Source organism: Streptomyces sp. NPDC102462 (genome assembly GCF_044765425.1).
Taxonomy (GTDB): Bacteria; Actinomycetota; Actinomycetes; order Streptomycetales; family Streptomycetaceae; genus Streptomyces.
Window position 1 is genome coordinate 100,886 of record NZ_JBIWKB010000017.1, and the last position, 14,666, is coordinate 115,551.

The 14,666-nt window shown below is 72.6% G+C and carries 12 protein-coding genes; all 12 read right to left on the reverse strand.

Features of this window, described 5'->3' with window-relative positions; all coding sequences use genetic code 11:
• Positions 1-41 precede the first annotated feature (41 nt).
• Entirely contained in the window at positions 42-1,175 is a 1,134-nt protein-coding gene (locus ACIRFL_RS17195) for a pectinesterase family protein (RefSeq protein ID WP_404029156.1), read from the reverse strand.
• Positions 1,176-1,250: 75 nt separating this feature from the next.
• Positions 1,251-2,570, reverse strand: coding sequence for a polysaccharide lyase family 1 protein (locus ACIRFL_RS17200; RefSeq protein ID WP_404029158.1), 1,320 nt, complete (start codon positions 2,568-2,570; stop codon positions 1,251-1,253).
• Positions 2,571-2,765: 195 nt separating this feature from the next.
• Positions 2,766-4,103 carry an ABC transporter substrate-binding protein gene (locus tag ACIRFL_RS17205; RefSeq protein ID WP_404029160.1) on the reverse strand — a complete coding sequence of 446 codons (1,338 nt, stop codon included), beginning with the start codon at positions 4,101-4,103 and terminating at the stop codon, positions 2,766-2,768.
• 107 nt (positions 4,104-4,210) lie between these two features.
• Positions 4,211-5,773: a family 43 glycosylhydrolase gene (locus ACIRFL_RS17210; RefSeq protein WP_404029162.1), complete on the reverse strand. Its 1,563-nt coding sequence runs from the start codon at positions 5,771-5,773 to the stop codon at positions 4,211-4,213.
• The gene (locus ACIRFL_RS17215; RefSeq protein WP_404029163.1) at positions 5,770-6,615 is read right to left on the reverse strand and encodes a PmoA family protein; all 846 of its coding nucleotides are present in this window, start codon (positions 6,613-6,615) and stop codon (positions 5,770-5,772) included. The genes ACIRFL_RS17210 and ACIRFL_RS17215 overlap by 4 nt, the downstream gene beginning before the upstream one ends.
• Positions 6,612-7,760, reverse strand: coding sequence for a Gfo/Idh/MocA family protein (locus ACIRFL_RS17220; protein ID WP_404029165.1), 1,149 nt, complete (start codon positions 7,758-7,760; stop codon positions 6,612-6,614). Before ACIRFL_RS17220 ends, ACIRFL_RS17215 begins: the two co-directional genes overlap by 4 nt.
• Positions 7,757-8,641: a carbohydrate ABC transporter permease gene (locus tag ACIRFL_RS17225; protein ID WP_404029167.1), complete on the reverse strand. Its 885-nt coding sequence runs from the start codon at positions 8,639-8,641 to the stop codon at positions 7,757-7,759. Before ACIRFL_RS17225 ends, ACIRFL_RS17220 begins: the two co-directional genes overlap by 4 nt.
• Complete coding sequence (locus tag ACIRFL_RS17230) at positions 8,638-9,573, reverse strand: carbohydrate ABC transporter permease (RefSeq protein ID WP_404029169.1); 936 nt, start codon at positions 9,571-9,573, stop codon at positions 8,638-8,640. The genes ACIRFL_RS17225 and ACIRFL_RS17230 overlap by 4 nt, the downstream gene beginning before the upstream one ends.
• A 103-nt stretch (positions 9,574-9,676) precedes the next feature.
• The gene (gene araD / locus ACIRFL_RS17235) at positions 9,677-11,413 is read right to left on the reverse strand and encodes an L-arabinonate dehydratase (RefSeq protein ID WP_404029240.1); all 1,737 of its coding nucleotides are present in this window, start codon (positions 11,411-11,413) and stop codon (positions 9,677-9,679) included.
• A complete protein-coding gene (locus tag ACIRFL_RS17240) occupies positions 11,410-12,318 on the reverse strand; it encodes a dihydrodipicolinate synthase family protein (RefSeq protein ID WP_404029171.1) in 909 nt (302 codons plus the stop codon). Before ACIRFL_RS17240 ends, araD begins: the two co-directional genes overlap by 4 nt.
• Complete coding sequence (locus ACIRFL_RS17245; RefSeq protein WP_404029173.1) at positions 12,315-13,088, reverse strand: GntR family transcriptional regulator; 774 nt, start codon at positions 13,086-13,088, stop codon at positions 12,315-12,317. The genes ACIRFL_RS17240 and ACIRFL_RS17245 overlap by 4 nt, the downstream gene beginning before the upstream one ends.
• 970 nt (positions 13,089-14,058) lie before the next feature.
• A complete protein-coding gene (locus tag ACIRFL_RS17250) occupies positions 14,059-14,652 on the reverse strand; it encodes a TIGR03086 family metal-binding protein (protein ID WP_404029174.1) in 594 nt (197 codons plus the stop codon).
• Between the last annotated feature and the right edge of the window lie 14 nt (positions 14,653-14,666).

Below are 14,666 nucleotides of genomic sequence, written 5' to 3' on the forward strand. Positions count from 1 at the left end.
CGCGTCCGCCGCTTCGAGGGTGCGCGGCCGGCCGTGCCGGTTCACAGCGGGCGGACGGCCCAGGGCCGCCAGTCGCCGAGATACCCCGCCGGGGTGTGCGACTCGGCCTCGGCGTCGCTGAGCTGGGGCCGGTTGCCGGGGACGACGACCGCGGCGCCGGGGCCGGTGTTGCGGTACTCGGCGAACCGCTGCTCCTGCCACGGGAAGGCGTCCGACATGCTGGCGTAGGGCGCGGTCGCGTCGATGCCGGGGCCGAGCCGGGTGTCGCGCACGGTGAGCATCGGGCGGGCGGTGACGTCCGAGCTGGGCACCCAGGGGCGGGCCAGTTTGTAGGCGCCGTCCGGTGCCGCGCTGCTGACCCGGCAGCGGGTGACCAGGAAGCCGCGCGGGTTGGCGCCCGCCGTGGACGGCGCGAAGACGAAGCCGTACGGGGCCGAGGCCAGGTCGGTGCGGACCAGGGTGCGGAAGTGGCAGTCCTCGTAGACGGCGGTGGCCCGGCCGAAGACGAAGTCCACGTCGCCCTCGATGTAGCAGTGGCGGTAGTACTGGCGGGCGAAGGCGGCGAGCGCCGTCGAGTCGGCGTACAGGGTGTCCTGGTGGCCGAGGAAGCGGCAGTGCAGGAAGGCGCTGCGGTCGCCCTGCACCTTGACGGCCACCGCCTGGGTCCCGGTGATGTCCGGGTGCTCGGCGCGCAGCCAGTCGTTGGCGAAGGTGATCCAGCGGGCGGTGAAGCCGTCCGCCTGCAGGGTCGTGGTGGCCGAGCCGGTGGTGCCGTGGGTGCCGCCGCCGGGCTTGGGCATGCCGGCCGCGTTGTCGTAGACGATCACGACGTCCCGGGGGTCCTCCGAGGCGCCGATCCAGGTCGCGCCGGTGCGGCCGGCGTCGAGGGTGACCGTCTCGCGGTAGACGCCGGGGGCGATGACCAGCGTCCAGCCGTCGCCGCTCGCGGCGGCCACGGCGTCCCTGACGGTGGTGACGTCGCCGCGGCCGTGCGGCTCGACGTAGAGGGTGCGGGGCGTGAGGCGGTGCCGGGGGGAGCCGTGGCGGCCGAACGGGCGGGGCGCGGCGGCGGCCCGGGCGGGTGCCGGGGCGAGGCCGAGCGCCGCGCCCGCCGCGGCTCCGGCGGCCAGGAAGCCCCTTCTGGTCAGCGGGGGCGGGGGGTGGGGCGAGGGCATGCGGATGCTCCTTCGCGGTGCGGCGGTTGATCGGGGCGGGCCGGGGCGGTGGGGCCCCGGCCCGTGCGCTGCGGGTCAGCCGAGCCGGCCGGCGCCCGCTCGGTGGCCGACGATGCCGGGCACGGCCCGGGCCGGGTCGATCCCGGTGCGCAGGGTGGGTGTCCAGCCCGCGCCGCGCTGCAGGGTCTCCCCGGGGACCTCGGCGTTGTGGACGGCGATCAGGTCGGTCCGTACGCCGTTGACGTAGTTGTCCTCGGCGGTGACCGGCGCCTCCTTCCACTTCTTCAGGACGGACCCCGCCGTGACCCCGTCGGCCAGGGTGAACGCGTTGTGTTCGGCGACGAGTTGGGATTCCATGCCGATGCCGTAGGTGTAGCCGTAGCCCGCCTCGGCGACGAAGTGGTTGTTGTAGGAGTCGACCTGTCCGAAGCGGACCCGGGGCGCGCGCTCGACCAGGTTCGCGAACAGGTTGTGGTGGAAGGTCACCTTGAGGTGGCCGCGGTCGACCGCGGCGGTCGAGGCGCTGTCGCTGTTGCCGATCAGGATCGTCTTGTCGTGGTCCCTGAAGACGTTCCAGGAGGCCGTGACGTAGTCGGCGCCCTTGACGATGTCCAGTTCGCCGTCGTGCTGTTCGTAGATCCGGCCGTAGTAGTACGGGTGGGTGCTGTCGGGGTGGTCGCCGTCGGTGAAGGTGTTGTGGTCGATCCACACATGGGTCGAGCCGTAGATCACCGCGCTGTCGTACTCGGAGTTCCAGTTGCCGTCGGCGGTGTCGGTGGGGTCCCACTGCGGGAAGCAGTCGAGAGGGCTCTCGAAGGTCAGATTGCGGACGATGACGTTGTCGACGTCCTTGATCTGCAGGCTGGCGCCCTTGAAGCCGGCGTTCTTGCCGATGCCGACGATGGTCGTGTCGGCCGGGACGAACGCCTTGATGTAGGCGTCCTGGCGGGCGGCGGAGGCGCGGCGCAGCCCCTCGGGGCTGTCGGCGGGCTCGTCGTCCAGGGTTCTGTCGCGGCCCCAGTTCTGCGGGGAGTAGGTGTCCAGGTAGGTGGCGAGGTCGTAGCCGGGCGCCTGGAAGGAGGTGCAGTCCGGGCCGTCGGCGTCGATGGTGCCCTTGACCTTGACGATCCTGGGCGCGCTGCCGCCGTCGGCCAGGGCGGCCTTGAACTCCTCCCAGGTGGTGACGGTGTAGACGTGTGCGCGGTCGGCGGCGGCGCCGCCGGTGGTGCCGGTGCCGTGGGCGCCCCAGCCGTCGTTCGCGGGCAGCACCTGACGGGAGGCGTCGGCGCGGTGGGCGGGCTGTGCGGCGGCGGGGCCGGTGACGGTGAGCACGAGGCCGGCGCAGGTCACGGCGACGGCCGCCCGGATGGCACGTTCATGACATATGTGACGCACGGTGGGTTCTCCTCGGTGACGGGTCCGATGCGGGCCGGGTGAGCGCCGGGTCCCAGCCGGTGTCCGGGGCCTCGGCGGCGGTCTTCGGTGCTGCGGTGGAGTCGCCGGCCGCAAAGGCCGGGGCGCACGGGGAGCCGCGCGCCCCGGCCCGCGCCGGACGCCGGCGGCTCCCCGCCGCCGGGATTCACCGGGACCTCAGTGGTTCTGCTTCCAGTCGGCCTGCGCCGAGTCGAGCTGGTCGGCCAGGGTGTCCAGGAAGTCCTTCGCGGTCATCTTCCCGAGCAGCAGCTTCTGGAAGTTCGGCTCGTTGTCGGCCTTCGAGATGGTGTTCCAGTCGGGCAGGTAGTACGGCAGCTGCACGATCTTGGTGTTGGTTCCGTTCAGCGCCTCCGCCGCCAGCTTCGTGGGCTCGGACTGCTGGATCCAGGCGTCCTGGGCCGCGTCGGTGTTCGCCGGGACCTGGCCCGCGGACCGGTTGAACTTGGAGTTCTCCTCGTGCGACACCGCGAACTCGATGAACTTCCAGGCCGCCGCCTTGTTCTTGCTCGACTTGAACAGGCTCAGCCCGTCGACCGGGTTGGACACCTGCACCCGGGTGCCGTCCTCCAGCGTCGGGTTCGGGATGCCGCGGAACTTCCCCTCGCCCAGCGCCTTGAGATGGTCCTGGTAGGAGCCCAGGTTGTGGCTCAGCATGCCGATCGTGCCGCTGTCCCACTGGGCGACCATCTTGGTGAAGTCGTTGTTGACGTCGGCGGCCGGGGTGACCTTCTTGTACAGGGCGACGTACTTCTCCAGGGCGGCCACGTTGCGCGGATCGTTGACGGTGGTCTTGTCGCCCTTCCAGAACGAGGTGATGCCGGTCTGGCCGTACACCGCGTCCAGGGCCGGCGCGATGGCGCCCTCGCCGCCGCGGATGGTGAAGCCGAACCGGTTCTTGGCCTTGTCGGTGAGCTTGTCCGCCGCGTCGTAGAACTTCGACCAGGTGGTCGGCGCGTCGAGGCCGGCCTGCTCGAACAGGTCGGTGCGGTACCACAGGGTGCCGTTGTTCGCCGAGGTCGGCACCTGGTAGAGGGTGTCACCGCCGCCCGCCGACGTGGAGATCGCCAGCAGGCCCTCGTTCAGCTTGCCGTTCAGCGGGCTCTTCGCGATCCGGTCGTCGAGCGGCTCCAGCGCGCCCTGCACCGCGACCTCGGCGAGCATCGCCGTGCCCACCCCGCCGACGTCGGGCAGCCCGCCGCCCTGGATGGCGGTGTCGTACTTCGACTGGGCGCTCGCGGCCGGGATGCCCACGTACTCGACCTTGATGTCCGGGTACTTCTTCTCGAAGTCGGCGATGACCTGCTTCCAGATGTCGGTGCGCACACCGCCGTTGTTGTCCCAGAAGGTGATCGTGCCCTTGCCCGAGCCCTCACCGCCCTTGTCCCCCGCGCTGCCGCTACCGTCGTCGCCGCAGGCGGTGGCGGTCAGCACGAGCACGGAACCCAGGGCGACGGCCGTGGCGGCGCGCCTGCTTCTGCGGATGCTCTTCTTCATCGATCGGCTCTCTTCTTCTGGATCCAACGGGGATGTGACGGTGCGGGGCGGGTGTCCGCTCGCGCGGCCGCCGGCGGTCGTCGTGCCGTGTCCCGGCCCGGACGGGCTCAGGACGGGGTGATGCGGAAGTGCGTGAAGACGGCCGCCCCGGCGGGGCCCGGTCCCTCGGGCGCCAGGGCGAACAGGCCGAGCAGGGCGCCGACCCAGCGCCAGGGGGTGGCGGCGAACACGGGCCCCCAGGTGCGCGGCCCGTCCCCGGCGTCGTAGACGAAGCGGCAGCGCGCTCCGGGGCCGGCCTCGATCCGCAGCCGGACCCGTCCCGCGGGCACCGGGACCGGCCGGGCGGCGTCCCGCTCGCCTTCCCGCCGCGCCGGGAACGTTCCCGGTGCCGCCGCCGCGGCCGGCTCGGCGAACCGGTGCACGAGCCAGGCCGTGCCGTCCGCGTCCCGTTCGAGGCCGATCCAGGCGTAGGCGTCCCCGAGCACCGCGAGTCCGGCCCGCGCGCCCGCCTCCGCGCCGTCCAGCCGCAGTTCGACCTCGGCCGCGCACGGCGAGCCGGGCAGCCGCTGGGTGAGGACGTTCGGCACCGCGCGCAGGTCGTGCGGGCCGGCCGAGCGGACACAGGCCAGCCTGAGCCCGTCCCCGGAGTGCTGGGTGGCCCAGCCGTCCCGCGGATTGGCCGTCCACTGCCACTGCCGCCCGTACCGTCCGCCGGGGAAGTCGTCGTCGGTGGCGGGCACGGCGGCCGGCTGGGGCGGCAGTGCGGGTTTGCGGTGGACGGCGACCGGGCTGCCGTCGTCCCCGAGCACCGGCCAGCCGTCGGCGGCCCAGCGCATCGGCTGGAGGTGGACGACCCGGCCGTACGCGCCGCGCTGCTGGAAGTGCAGGAACCAGTCCTCGCCCGACGGGGTGCGCACCCAGCCGCCCTGGTGCGGCCCGTTGACGTCGGTGTCCCCCTGCTCCAGCACGGACCGCTCCTCGTACGGCCCGAAGAACGCGCGGGACCGGAAGACGCCCTGCCAGCCCGTCGCCACTCCCCCGGCGGGCGCGAAGATCCAGAACCAGCCGTCGTGCCGGTAGAGCTTGGGACCCTCCAAGGTGAACCAGCCGGGGATCCGGTCGCCGTCGACGATCACCTCGCCCTCGTCCATCAGGCCGGTGCCGTCGGGGTGCATGCGGTGGCCGGTGAGCCGGTTCTTGACGCCGGAGCGGGACCTGGCCCAGGCGTGCACGAGATAGGCCTCGCCGCTCTCCTCGTCCCACAGCGGGCAGGGGTCGATCAGTCCCTTGCCCTCCTTCAGGAGGTGCGGCGCGGTCCAGGGGCCGCGGATCTCGGGCGCGTTGACCTGGAAGATGCCCTGGTCGGGGTCGCCCCAGAAGATCCAGAAGCGGTCGTCGTGGTGGCGCAGCGACGGCGCCCACACCCCGCAGTCGTGGCGCGGCACGGCGAACCGCGCGGCCGGTTCCAGGGCGGGCAGCGCATGGCCGACCAGCGTCCAGTTGACCAGGTCGCGGGAGTGCAGCAGCGGCAGTCCGGGGGCGCGGCCGAAGCTGGAGGCGGTGAGGTAGTAGTCGTCGCCGACGCGGACGACGTCCGGGTCGGACCAGTCGGCGTCGAGGACCGGGTTGCGGTAGGTCCCGTCGCCGAGGTCGGCGCCGCGCAGGCTCATGGGCTCACCGCCTTGCGCACCAGTGCCGCGGCCTCGTCCCGGCCGAGGCGGCCGTCGGCGACGACGGTGACGACGCGCCGTACGGCGGTGCCGCCGGGCGGCACGTGCAGCCGTTCGGCGTGCGCCAGCGAGGAGCCCACGCCCGGGTACTGGGCGGTGCGCACGAACCACGGGTCGCGCCGGGTGTCCGCGGTGGCCCCGGCGAACACCAGCGTCCAGTCCTCGCCCGCAAGGGCCAGCCAGTCGGCGGTCCTGCCGTGCACCTCGGGCTCGCCCACGCGGTCGGCGGTGAAGACCTCGGGCGCGCGGTCCGCCGCGCGGGCCCGCCAGAAGAAGCCGCCGTAGGCCGCGCCGGGCCGTCCGTTGGTGGCGGGGCTGCCGATGGACAGCGGGTCCGCGGTGACGTTGGTGAGGGAGAAGGTGAAGTCCAGCGCCCAGGCGGCGGCCGTGAGTTCGGTGGCGGCGACGGTGCGCCGCTCGCGCAGCAGCTCGCGTCCGGCGGCCACCCAGCGCAGCTCCTCCACGAAGCCGTCGGGGTCGCGCAACTGGAAGGAGATGTGGCGCTGGGCGCCGTGGTTGTCGAGTTCGGTGGGGCCGCGGTCGCGGACGAAGGTGCGGCCGCCCCAGAAGTTGTGCCCCTCGACGTCGGGAACGGCGACACCGACGCCGAGGTGGTGGAGGTGGTCGGCGGGGCTCAGCTCGGTGACCGCCGTGCCGGCCAGGGTGGTGACGGGGTGCAGGAAGGGGCGCGGGGAGAGCCGGGCCGGGAGTTCGGGCCGGGTGAGGTAGCGGCCGACCGGGCGGCCCGCGACGCGCAGCACCAGGGTGTCGTCGGTCGTCATCGGGTGCTCACCTGTTTCGGTGGGGCCCAGGGGGCGCCCAGCTCGGAGTAGAGGGCGAGGGTGTCGGCACAGGCCGCGACGAGCCCGTCGATGCCGGGCACCACCCTGCGGTTCTCGCCCGGCAGCAACCGCCAGGCCCCGGCGGGCAGCGCGACCGGTTCGGGGGCCCGCCGGATCGCCTCGACGACCTCCATGAAAGCGCCCGTCGCGGCCGGCGGGACCAGCGGCTCCTGCCCGGTGGTGAGGTGGGCGACGAGGTTCTCCAGCAGGTCCGTGCGGCCGTACTCGGTCTCCTCGGGGCCGTGGCCCGCCCGTTGCAGCAGCACCCGGTCCTGCTTGTACCAGAAGGTGATCCGGCCGCGCTCGCCGTGCACCATGACGTACGGCTCGCCGGGCCGCTCGGCGCACAGGGTCGCGGCCACGGCGACCGGGCCGCGCCGGGTGCGGACGCGAACGCAGGAGGTGTCGTCGGACTCGATGTCGTTGGCGCGCAGCAGTTCGGTCTCGACGCCGGTGACGTCGTCGGCGCGCGTGGTGCCGAGCAGGGCGAGCGCGGTGGCCACGGCATGGGCCAGCGGGTTGGTGAGCACGCCGTCGGCCACGTCGACGCCGTTCAGGCGCCGCTTGCCGGACCAGGGCACCCGCCTGAAGTACGCCTCGTCGCGCGCCCAGGCCCCGGCCCCGCCGACGCCGACGACCTCCCCGACGGCGCCCTCGGCGATCAGCTTGCGGATCGCGGGCAGCGCGAGCGAACCCAGCGACTGGAAGCCGATCTGGCAGGTGACCCCGGCCGCGGCGACCCCGTCGGACAGCCGCCGGAACTCGGCGTAGGAGGGGGCGGGCGGCTTCTCCAGCAGGATGTGCACGCCCCGCACGGCCGCGGTGAGGGCGAGGTCCGTGTGGGTGGGGATCGGGGTGCAGATGACGGCGATCCGGGCGCCGGTGGCGTCGAGCAGGGCGCCGAGGTCGGACGACTGGGCCGGGGCGCCGAGCCCGTCCGGGATCTCGTGCGGCGCGAGCGGGGTCAACTCGCAGATGCCCACCAGCCGTACCAGCCCCCGCTGCTGGAGCCCGCGGATGTTGTCCAGGTGCCGACGGCCGTGGCCGCGGGCGCCCGCCAGGACCACCGGCAGGGCCGTGCTCATCCCTTCACCGCCCCCGCGCTGAAGCCCGTGATCAGCCACTTCTGGATGAACGCGAACACGACGACGACGGGGACGGCGGCGACGATGCCGCCCGCGGCGAGCGCGCCGAGGTCGACGCTGTCCGCGCTCATCAGGGTGTTGAGGCCGACGGGGATGGTCTGCTTGCCCTGGTCGGACAGGAACATCAGGGCGAACAGGAAGTGGTTCCAGGCGTGCACGAAGGCGAAGGAGCCGACGGCGATCAGCCCGGGGCGCAGCAGCGGCAGGACGACGATCCGGAAGGCGGTCAGCCGGCCGCAGCCGTCGACCCAGGCGGCCTCCTCCAGGGAGTACGGCACGTTTCTGATGAAGCCGCTGATCAGGATCATCGACAGGGGCAGCTGGAAGACGGTCTCGGCGATGATGACGCTGCCGAGTGAGTTGATCATCTTCAGCTCGGCGAAGATCTGGAAGAGCGGGACCAGCAGCAGCGCGCCGGGCACAAACTGCGAGCACAGCAGGGCCAGCATGAAACCGCGCTTGAGGCGGAAGTCGAACCGGGCGAGGGCGTAGCCGCCGGCCAGCGCGACGACGGTGGTCAGCAGCAGGGTGGCGATGCCGACGTACACGCTGTTGGCGAAGTAGGTGCCGAAGCTGCGCTCGGTCCACACCTTCTGGAAGTGGTCGAAGGTCATCGGCCAGGGCACCAGCGAGGTCGAGCCGGCCGGGCGCAGGGCGAACAGCAGGATCCAGTAGAAGGGGATCAGGGTGAACAGGAGGTATATGGACAGCGGCAGGTAGATCTGCCAGCGCGGGACCTCGTCCCAGGCGCGGCGCCTGCGGTGCGGCCTGGCGGGCTCGGCGGCCACCCGTTCGGGTGCCGGGGCGATCTCGGTGATCACTTGGTCTCACCTCCGAACTTGCTCAGTCGCAGATAGACGATCGAGCAGAAGAGCAGGATCACGAACGCCACGGTGGTGAGGGCGGACGCGTAGCCGAAGTTGTGGGCGTCGACGCTGGTGTTGGCGATGTACAGGGGCAGGGTGGTGGTCTCGCCTGCCGGGCCGCCGCCGGTGAGGGTGTAGAGCAGGTCGACGTTGTTGAACTCCCACACCGCGCGCAGCAGCGTGGACAGGACGATCGCGTCCTTCAGGTGCGGCAGGGTGATGTGCCAGAACTGCTTGAGCCGGCTCGCGCCGTCGACCTCGGCGGCCTCGTACAGGTCCCTCGAGACGGACTGGAGGTCGGCGAGGATGAGGATCGCGAAGAAGGGGACGCCGCGCCACAGGTCGGCGATCACCGCCGCCGGGAAGACGGTCGAGGTGTCCGAGAGCCAGCTGGTGCCGTAGGAGCCGATGCCCAGGTCGGCGAGGTAACGGGTGATGCCCGTCTGGGAGTTGTAGAGCAGCACCCAGATCGCGGAGGTCAGCACCCCGGAGACGGCCCACGGGGAGAAGACCAGCGCGCGGCCGAGGGAGCGGCCCACGAAGGTCTGGTTGACGATGAGGGCGAGCGCGAGGCCGAACAGGAGTTGGAGCCCGACCTCCACGACGACCCACTTGGCGCTGAAGGTCAGCGTCTGCCAGAACTGCGGGTCGTCGGTGAAGGCGTGGACGAAGTTGTCGAAGCCCGCATAACCGTTCCGCCACGGCTTGGTGGGGTTGTAGTTCTGCAGGCTGTAGTAGAAGACGCTGATCACCGGGTAGGCGATGAAGCCCAGCATGAGCAGGGCCGCGGGGGCGATCAGCAGGTACGGCAGCCTGCGCGGTGTCGCGGAGGCACGGCGCCGCCGGGGTGGCGCGGGCGGTTTCGCCACGGCTGCGGCTTGGGCCATGACTGTTCTCCGATCTGGTACGGCTCGTACGTGCGTTCGGGTGAAGCGCTTTCCATCCGGGTGTTCGGCTGTCCGGACCGCGGGCGACCGCGGCGGGGCGGGGCTAGCCCGCGTAGGGGTCCTGCACCCGGCCCTCTCGGGCCAGGAACTCGAAGTCGCAGCCGGTGTCGGCCTGGGTGATCTGCTCGCTGTAGAGCGCGCCGTAGCCGCGCTCGTAGCGCACGGGCGGCGGTGTCCACCGCGCCCTGCGCCGCTCCAGCTCCTCGTCGGACACATGGAGCCGCAGGGTGCGGGCCTCGACGTCCAGCGTGATGGAGTCCCCGGTACGCACCAGCGCCAGCGGACCGCCGACATACGACTCGGGGGCCACGTGCAGCACGCACGCGCCGTAACTCGTGCCGCTCATCCGGGCGTCGGAGATCCGCACCATGTCCCGCACCCCCTGCTTGAGCAGGTGGTCGGGGATGGGCAGCATCCCGTACTCGGGCATCCCGGGGCCGCCCTTGGGCCCCGCGTTGCGCAGCACCAGCACACTGTCCGCGGTGATGCCGAGGGCCGGGTCGTTGATGGTGCGCTGCATGGCCTTGTAGTCGTCGAAGACGACCGCGGGACCGGTGTGCTTGAGCAGGTGCGGCTCGGCGGCGATGTGCTTGATGACGGCACCGTCCGGGCACAGGTTGCCGCGCAGCACGGCCACCCCGCCCTCGTGCGCGACCGGGTTGTCGCGCGGCCTGATCACGTCGTCGTCGTGCACCCGGGCACCGGCGAGCTGCGCGCGCAGGGTGTCGTGCGCGACCGTCGGCCGGTCCAGGTGCAGCAGGTCGGGGATGCGGGAGAGGAAGCCGGGCAGCCCGCCCGCGAAGTGGAAGTCCTCCATGAGGTACGTCCGTCCGCCGGGCCGCACGTTGGCCAGCACCGGGACCGTGCGGGCGATGCGGTCGAAGTCGTCCAGGGTGAGCCGCACGCCCGCCCGGCCCGCCATGGCGATCAGATGGATGACGGCGTTGGTCGAGCCGCCGAGGCCGAGCACGGTGGTGACCGCGTCCTCGAAGGCCGCACGGGTGAGGATCTGCGACAACCGGCGGTCCCGGTGGACCAGTTCGACGATGCGCAGCCCGGACGCCGCGGCCATCCGGTCGTGCCCTGAGTCCACGGCCGGGATGCTGGACGCGCCCGGCACCGTCACCCCGAGCGCCTCGGCCGCAGCGGTCAGCGTGGACGCCGTCCCCATGGTCATGCAGTGGCCGGGCGAGCGGGCGAGGCCGCTCTCCAGCTCGGACATCTCGCAGTCGCCGATCAGCCCGGCCCGCTTGTCGTCCCAGTACTTCCACATGTCGGTGCCGGAGCCCAGCACCTCACCCCGCCAGTGACCGGGCAGCATCGGCCCGGCCGGCACGAACACCGTCGGCAGGTCGACGCTCGCGGCGCCCATGAGCAGCGCGGGCGTGGACTTGTCGCAGCCGCCCAGCAGCACCGCGCCGTCGACCGGGTAGGAGCGCAGCAGCTCCTCGGTCTCCATGGCGAGCAGATTGCGGTACAGCATCGGGGTCGGCTTCTGGAAGGTCTCGCTCAGGGTGGCGACCGGGAACTCCAGCGGGAAGCCGCCCGCCTGCCACACCCCGCGCTTGACGGCCTGCGCGCGGTCGCGCAGATGCACATGGCAGGGGTTGATGTCGGACCAGGTGTTGAGGATCGCGATGACCGGCTTGCCCAGGTGCTCCTCGGGCAGATAGCCGAGCTGACGGGTGCGGGCACGGTGGCTGAAGGAGCGCAGCCCGTCGGTGCCGTACCACTGGTGGCTGCGCAGTTCCTCGGGAGCCTTGCGCGGGGCGGCGGTCATATCGACCATCCGGCGACGATCGCGGCGACCTCGGCCCGCTCGTCCTCGGGCAGCGGCCGGCTGGGCGGGCGGACGTCGCGGCGGCACAGGCCGAGCGAGGCAAGGGCCTCCTTGACGACGGTGACGTTGTTGGCGGAGCCGTTCGCCGCGCGCAACTCCTCGAACCGGCGGATCTGCTCCCACACCTTCATCGCCGCCGGGTAGTCCCCCGAGCGCAGCGCTTCGATCATGTTCCGTGACACGGCCGGGGCGACGTTCACCAGGCCGGAGGTGAAGCCGGTGGCGCCCGCGGAGAAGTAGGAGGGGGCGTAGGGCTCGGCGAGTCCGGCCACCCACACGAAGCGGTCGAGGCCCGCGTCCCGGGCGAAGGCGGCGAAGCGGGCGGCGTCCGGGACGGCGTACTTGACGCCGATCACGTTCGGGCAGGCGTCGGCGAGTTCGGCGAGCCGGGCGCCGGTCAGCTGGGCGTTGCGGATGTAGGGGACGACGCCCAGCTCGGGGACGGCCTCCGCGATGGCACGGTGGTAGTCGATCCAGCCGCGCTGCGACACATACGGGTGGACGGGCTGGTGGACCATCACCATCGAGGCGCCGAGCACACGGGCCTCGCGGGCTGAGGCGACGGCGGAGGGCACGTCATGGCCGACGCCGACCAGGATCTCGGCCCGGTCGCCGACCTCGTCCACGGTCAACTGCGTGACCAGGCGGCGCTCTTCGGGGGTGAGGGCGTAGAACTCGCCGGTGTTGCCGTTGGGGGTCAGGGTGACGACGCCGCCGTCGAGCAGCCGGCGCAGCAGGGCCCGGTGGGTGTCCCGGTCGACGGTGCCGTCCTCGGCGAACGGGGTCACCGGGATGGCCACCACGTCGGCCAGGGCGGCTCGCTGGGCCTCGAACCTCGCGCTCATTCCTGCCCTTCCTCTTGCCGTGCCTGTTGCTGTTGCCGTGCCTGCTCTTGTTGTTGCCGTGCCTGTTGCTGTGTCTCCTGTTGCTGTGGCTCTTGCCGCTGACGTGCCTGTGGCTGGTGCTGCGTCGGTTCCTGCTCCGCGTCGGGGTACGCGCGCCGCACGAACGACGCGATATGGGCGCGCAGGGCGTCCGCCGCGCCGTCCGCGTCGCCCGCCAGGGCGAGCCGCAGGATCTCCCGGTGCTCGCCCGCCTCCCGCTCCCAGGAGGGGTCGGTGGCCCAGGCGACGGCGGAGACCAGAGCGGCCTGGTCGCGGACCTCGTCCAGCATCCGGCCGAGCAGCGGGTTGCCGCACGGCAGGTACAGCGCGCGGTGGAACTCCCGGTTGGCGAGGGAGCGTTCGGCGGTGTCCGTGGCGCGGTCGGCCCGGGTCAGGGCGTCCCGCGCCTCCTCAAGGGAGGCACCGCGGCGCACCGCCCGGCGCAGCGCCTCGGGTTCGAGAAGCAGCCGCACGTCGTAGACCTCGCGCGCCATGTCCGCGTCCACCATGCGCACCGTGACGCCCTTGTACTGGCTCATCACGACCAGTCCGGTCCCGGCCAGGGTCTTGAGCGCCTCGCGCACCGGGGTCTTGGACACCCCGAACTGCGCGGCCAACTCGGTCTCCACCAGGGCCTGACCGGGCGTCAACTGCCCGGTGAGGATGCGGTGTTTGATCGCGTCCAGCACGAACTGCGTACGGGACGGGATCGGCATGGGCACAGAGGTCATGCGCGCCTCTCGGATCTCGCGTATGTGATCTCGCATATCGCGTCTCATATATGACGTACGAAGTACGACGCGATGAAGGTAAGAGGGGGCGCAGGGTTCGTCAATGCTTCGCACAGAAGAAGGCCGGCGCGACGAGTTTTCGATACTTTTCGACGCCCGGGGACCACGCCTCCGGCGGGCCGACGAACCCTGCACATACAGGGCGACACCGTCCCGCCGATGACGACCCGACCGACCGCCGGCTGGTCACGCCTCCGGGCCGGCCACGGTCGGTTCACCCGCCCCACCCCGGCGGAACCCGACGCCCGTGACACCGCCGACGCGGCCCCGGCACGCACCGCTTCGGACTGGGCCGAGCGAACGCGGCCCACGTCCCGTCGAACGACGCACCGCCACCCGAGAAGCACCGGCGACCGGCCCCTTCAACCGGCCCGGAAACGCGGAGCGTTCGCCCCCATTACCACCCTCACGCCTCACTCACCAGCCACCGGGCCCGGCACCCACCGGCCTCCCCGCTCGGCGGCTCGCGGCAACCCGTCCGGCGCACACCCGGCCACCCCTGCCGTCCAGGTGTGCGGCACGCGGCGCGTCGGGCGCGGTGTGCGCCTCACCGAGGGCATGGGTGAGCGGCGCCAGGACGGCCGCCGTGGCCGGCCCCGACACCGGACGCACAGGAGGGGTCTCACGCCACGCCGTGGGGCACAGCCGCGTCGAGCACCCACCGCCCGCACAGCTCAGCGGCTCGCGTCGGCTCAACCGACACGTGAACGACCGCCCCCGGCCACCGCCGCCGACGCCGACGCCGCGGCGAGTGGCGCAGCCGCGTCCCGCACCCACCGACCCCCCGGCTCCCCGGCTCTCATCAGCCCAACCGACTACACCACCGCGGTTGGTGGCGGGGTGGGTCTTCCTCGGGTGCCGGGGCCGCACCGGCGGTTCCGTGAAGGAACCGCCGGACAGGCCCCCCGCTTCACCCCCGGAGGGTCCAGTGCGGGTCCCGGCCGCTCAGGCCCACCGTTCGGTCCAGCAGGGGCGCGTCGGCCGGGACGGGGACGACCGGGCCGAACGGCCCCCTGTCCCCGGCCGGGTGCTCGGCCGCGGCGAGCAGGAAGCCGTACGACGCCTGGAGTGCGGCCGGGTCGGGCGCGTAGGGCTGACCGGTGGTCCTGGCCAGGTCCCAGCCGTGGATCACCAACTCGTCCGCGGCCACCGCGCCCGCGATGGCGCCGGGCAGGTTCACCCCGCCCGCCCGTGTCATACCGGTCCAGGCCTCCGGATCGCGCCAGGCCCCGGCGAGTTCCGCGAGCGCCTTGGGCAGCTCCGTGCGCCAGTCGGGGCCGAGGTCCGGCACGGCCGCGTCCGGGGCGGTGTCGGTGGTGGCGCCGAGCCGCTTGCCGGCCGCGTCGCGAAACGCCGTGGCCAGCCCCAGCACATGCCCGAGCAGGTCACGGACCGTGTAGTCCGGGCACGGCGTCGGCGCCGAAAGCTGTTCGTCGGTCACCCCCTCGGCGAGCCGCGCCAGGATGCGCGTCTGCGGGCCGAGGTCCACCATCGTGCCGGTCATGCCGGTTTCTCCCG

What these genes read in the sequence shown, in the direction of transcription:
- ACIRFL_RS17230 (WP_404029169.1), bottom strand. Translation starts at nt 9,573, where the DNA reads ATGGCCCAAGCCGCAGCCGTGGCGAAACCGCCCGCGCCACCCCGGCGG.
- ACIRFL_RS17195 (WP_404029156.1), bottom strand. Translation starts at nt 1,175, where the DNA reads ATGCCCTCGCCCCACCCCCCGCCCCCGCTGACCAGAAGGGGCTTCCTG.
- ACIRFL_RS17210 (WP_404029162.1), bottom strand. Translation starts at nt 5,773, where the DNA reads ATGAGCCTGCGCGGCGCCGACCTCGGCGACGGGACCTACCGCAACCCG.
- ACIRFL_RS17205 (WP_404029160.1), bottom strand. Translation starts at nt 4,103, where the DNA reads ATGAAGAAGAGCATCCGCAGAAGCAGGCGCGCCGCCACGGCCGTCGCC.
- ACIRFL_RS17215 (WP_404029163.1), bottom strand. Translation starts at nt 6,615, where the DNA reads ATGACGACCGACGACACCCTGGTGCTGCGCGTCGCGGGCCGCCCGGTC.
- ACIRFL_RS17245 (WP_404029173.1), bottom strand. Translation starts at nt 13,088, where the DNA reads ATGACCTCTGTGCCCATGCCGATCCCGTCCCGTACGCAGTTCGTGCTG.
- ACIRFL_RS17220 (WP_404029165.1), bottom strand. Translation starts at nt 7,760, where the DNA reads ATGAGCACGGCCCTGCCGGTGGTCCTGGCGGGCGCCCGCGGCCACGGC.
- ACIRFL_RS17250 (WP_404029174.1), bottom strand. Translation starts at nt 14,652, where the DNA reads ATGACCGGCACGATGGTGGACCTCGGCCCGCAGACGCGCATCCTGGCG.
- araD (WP_404029240.1), bottom strand. Translation starts at nt 11,413, where the DNA reads ATGACCGCCGCCCCGCGCAAGGCTCCCGAGGAACTGCGCAGCCACCAG.
- ACIRFL_RS17240 (WP_404029171.1), bottom strand. Translation starts at nt 12,318, where the DNA reads ATGAGCGCGAGGTTCGAGGCCCAGCGAGCCGCCCTGGCCGACGTGGTG.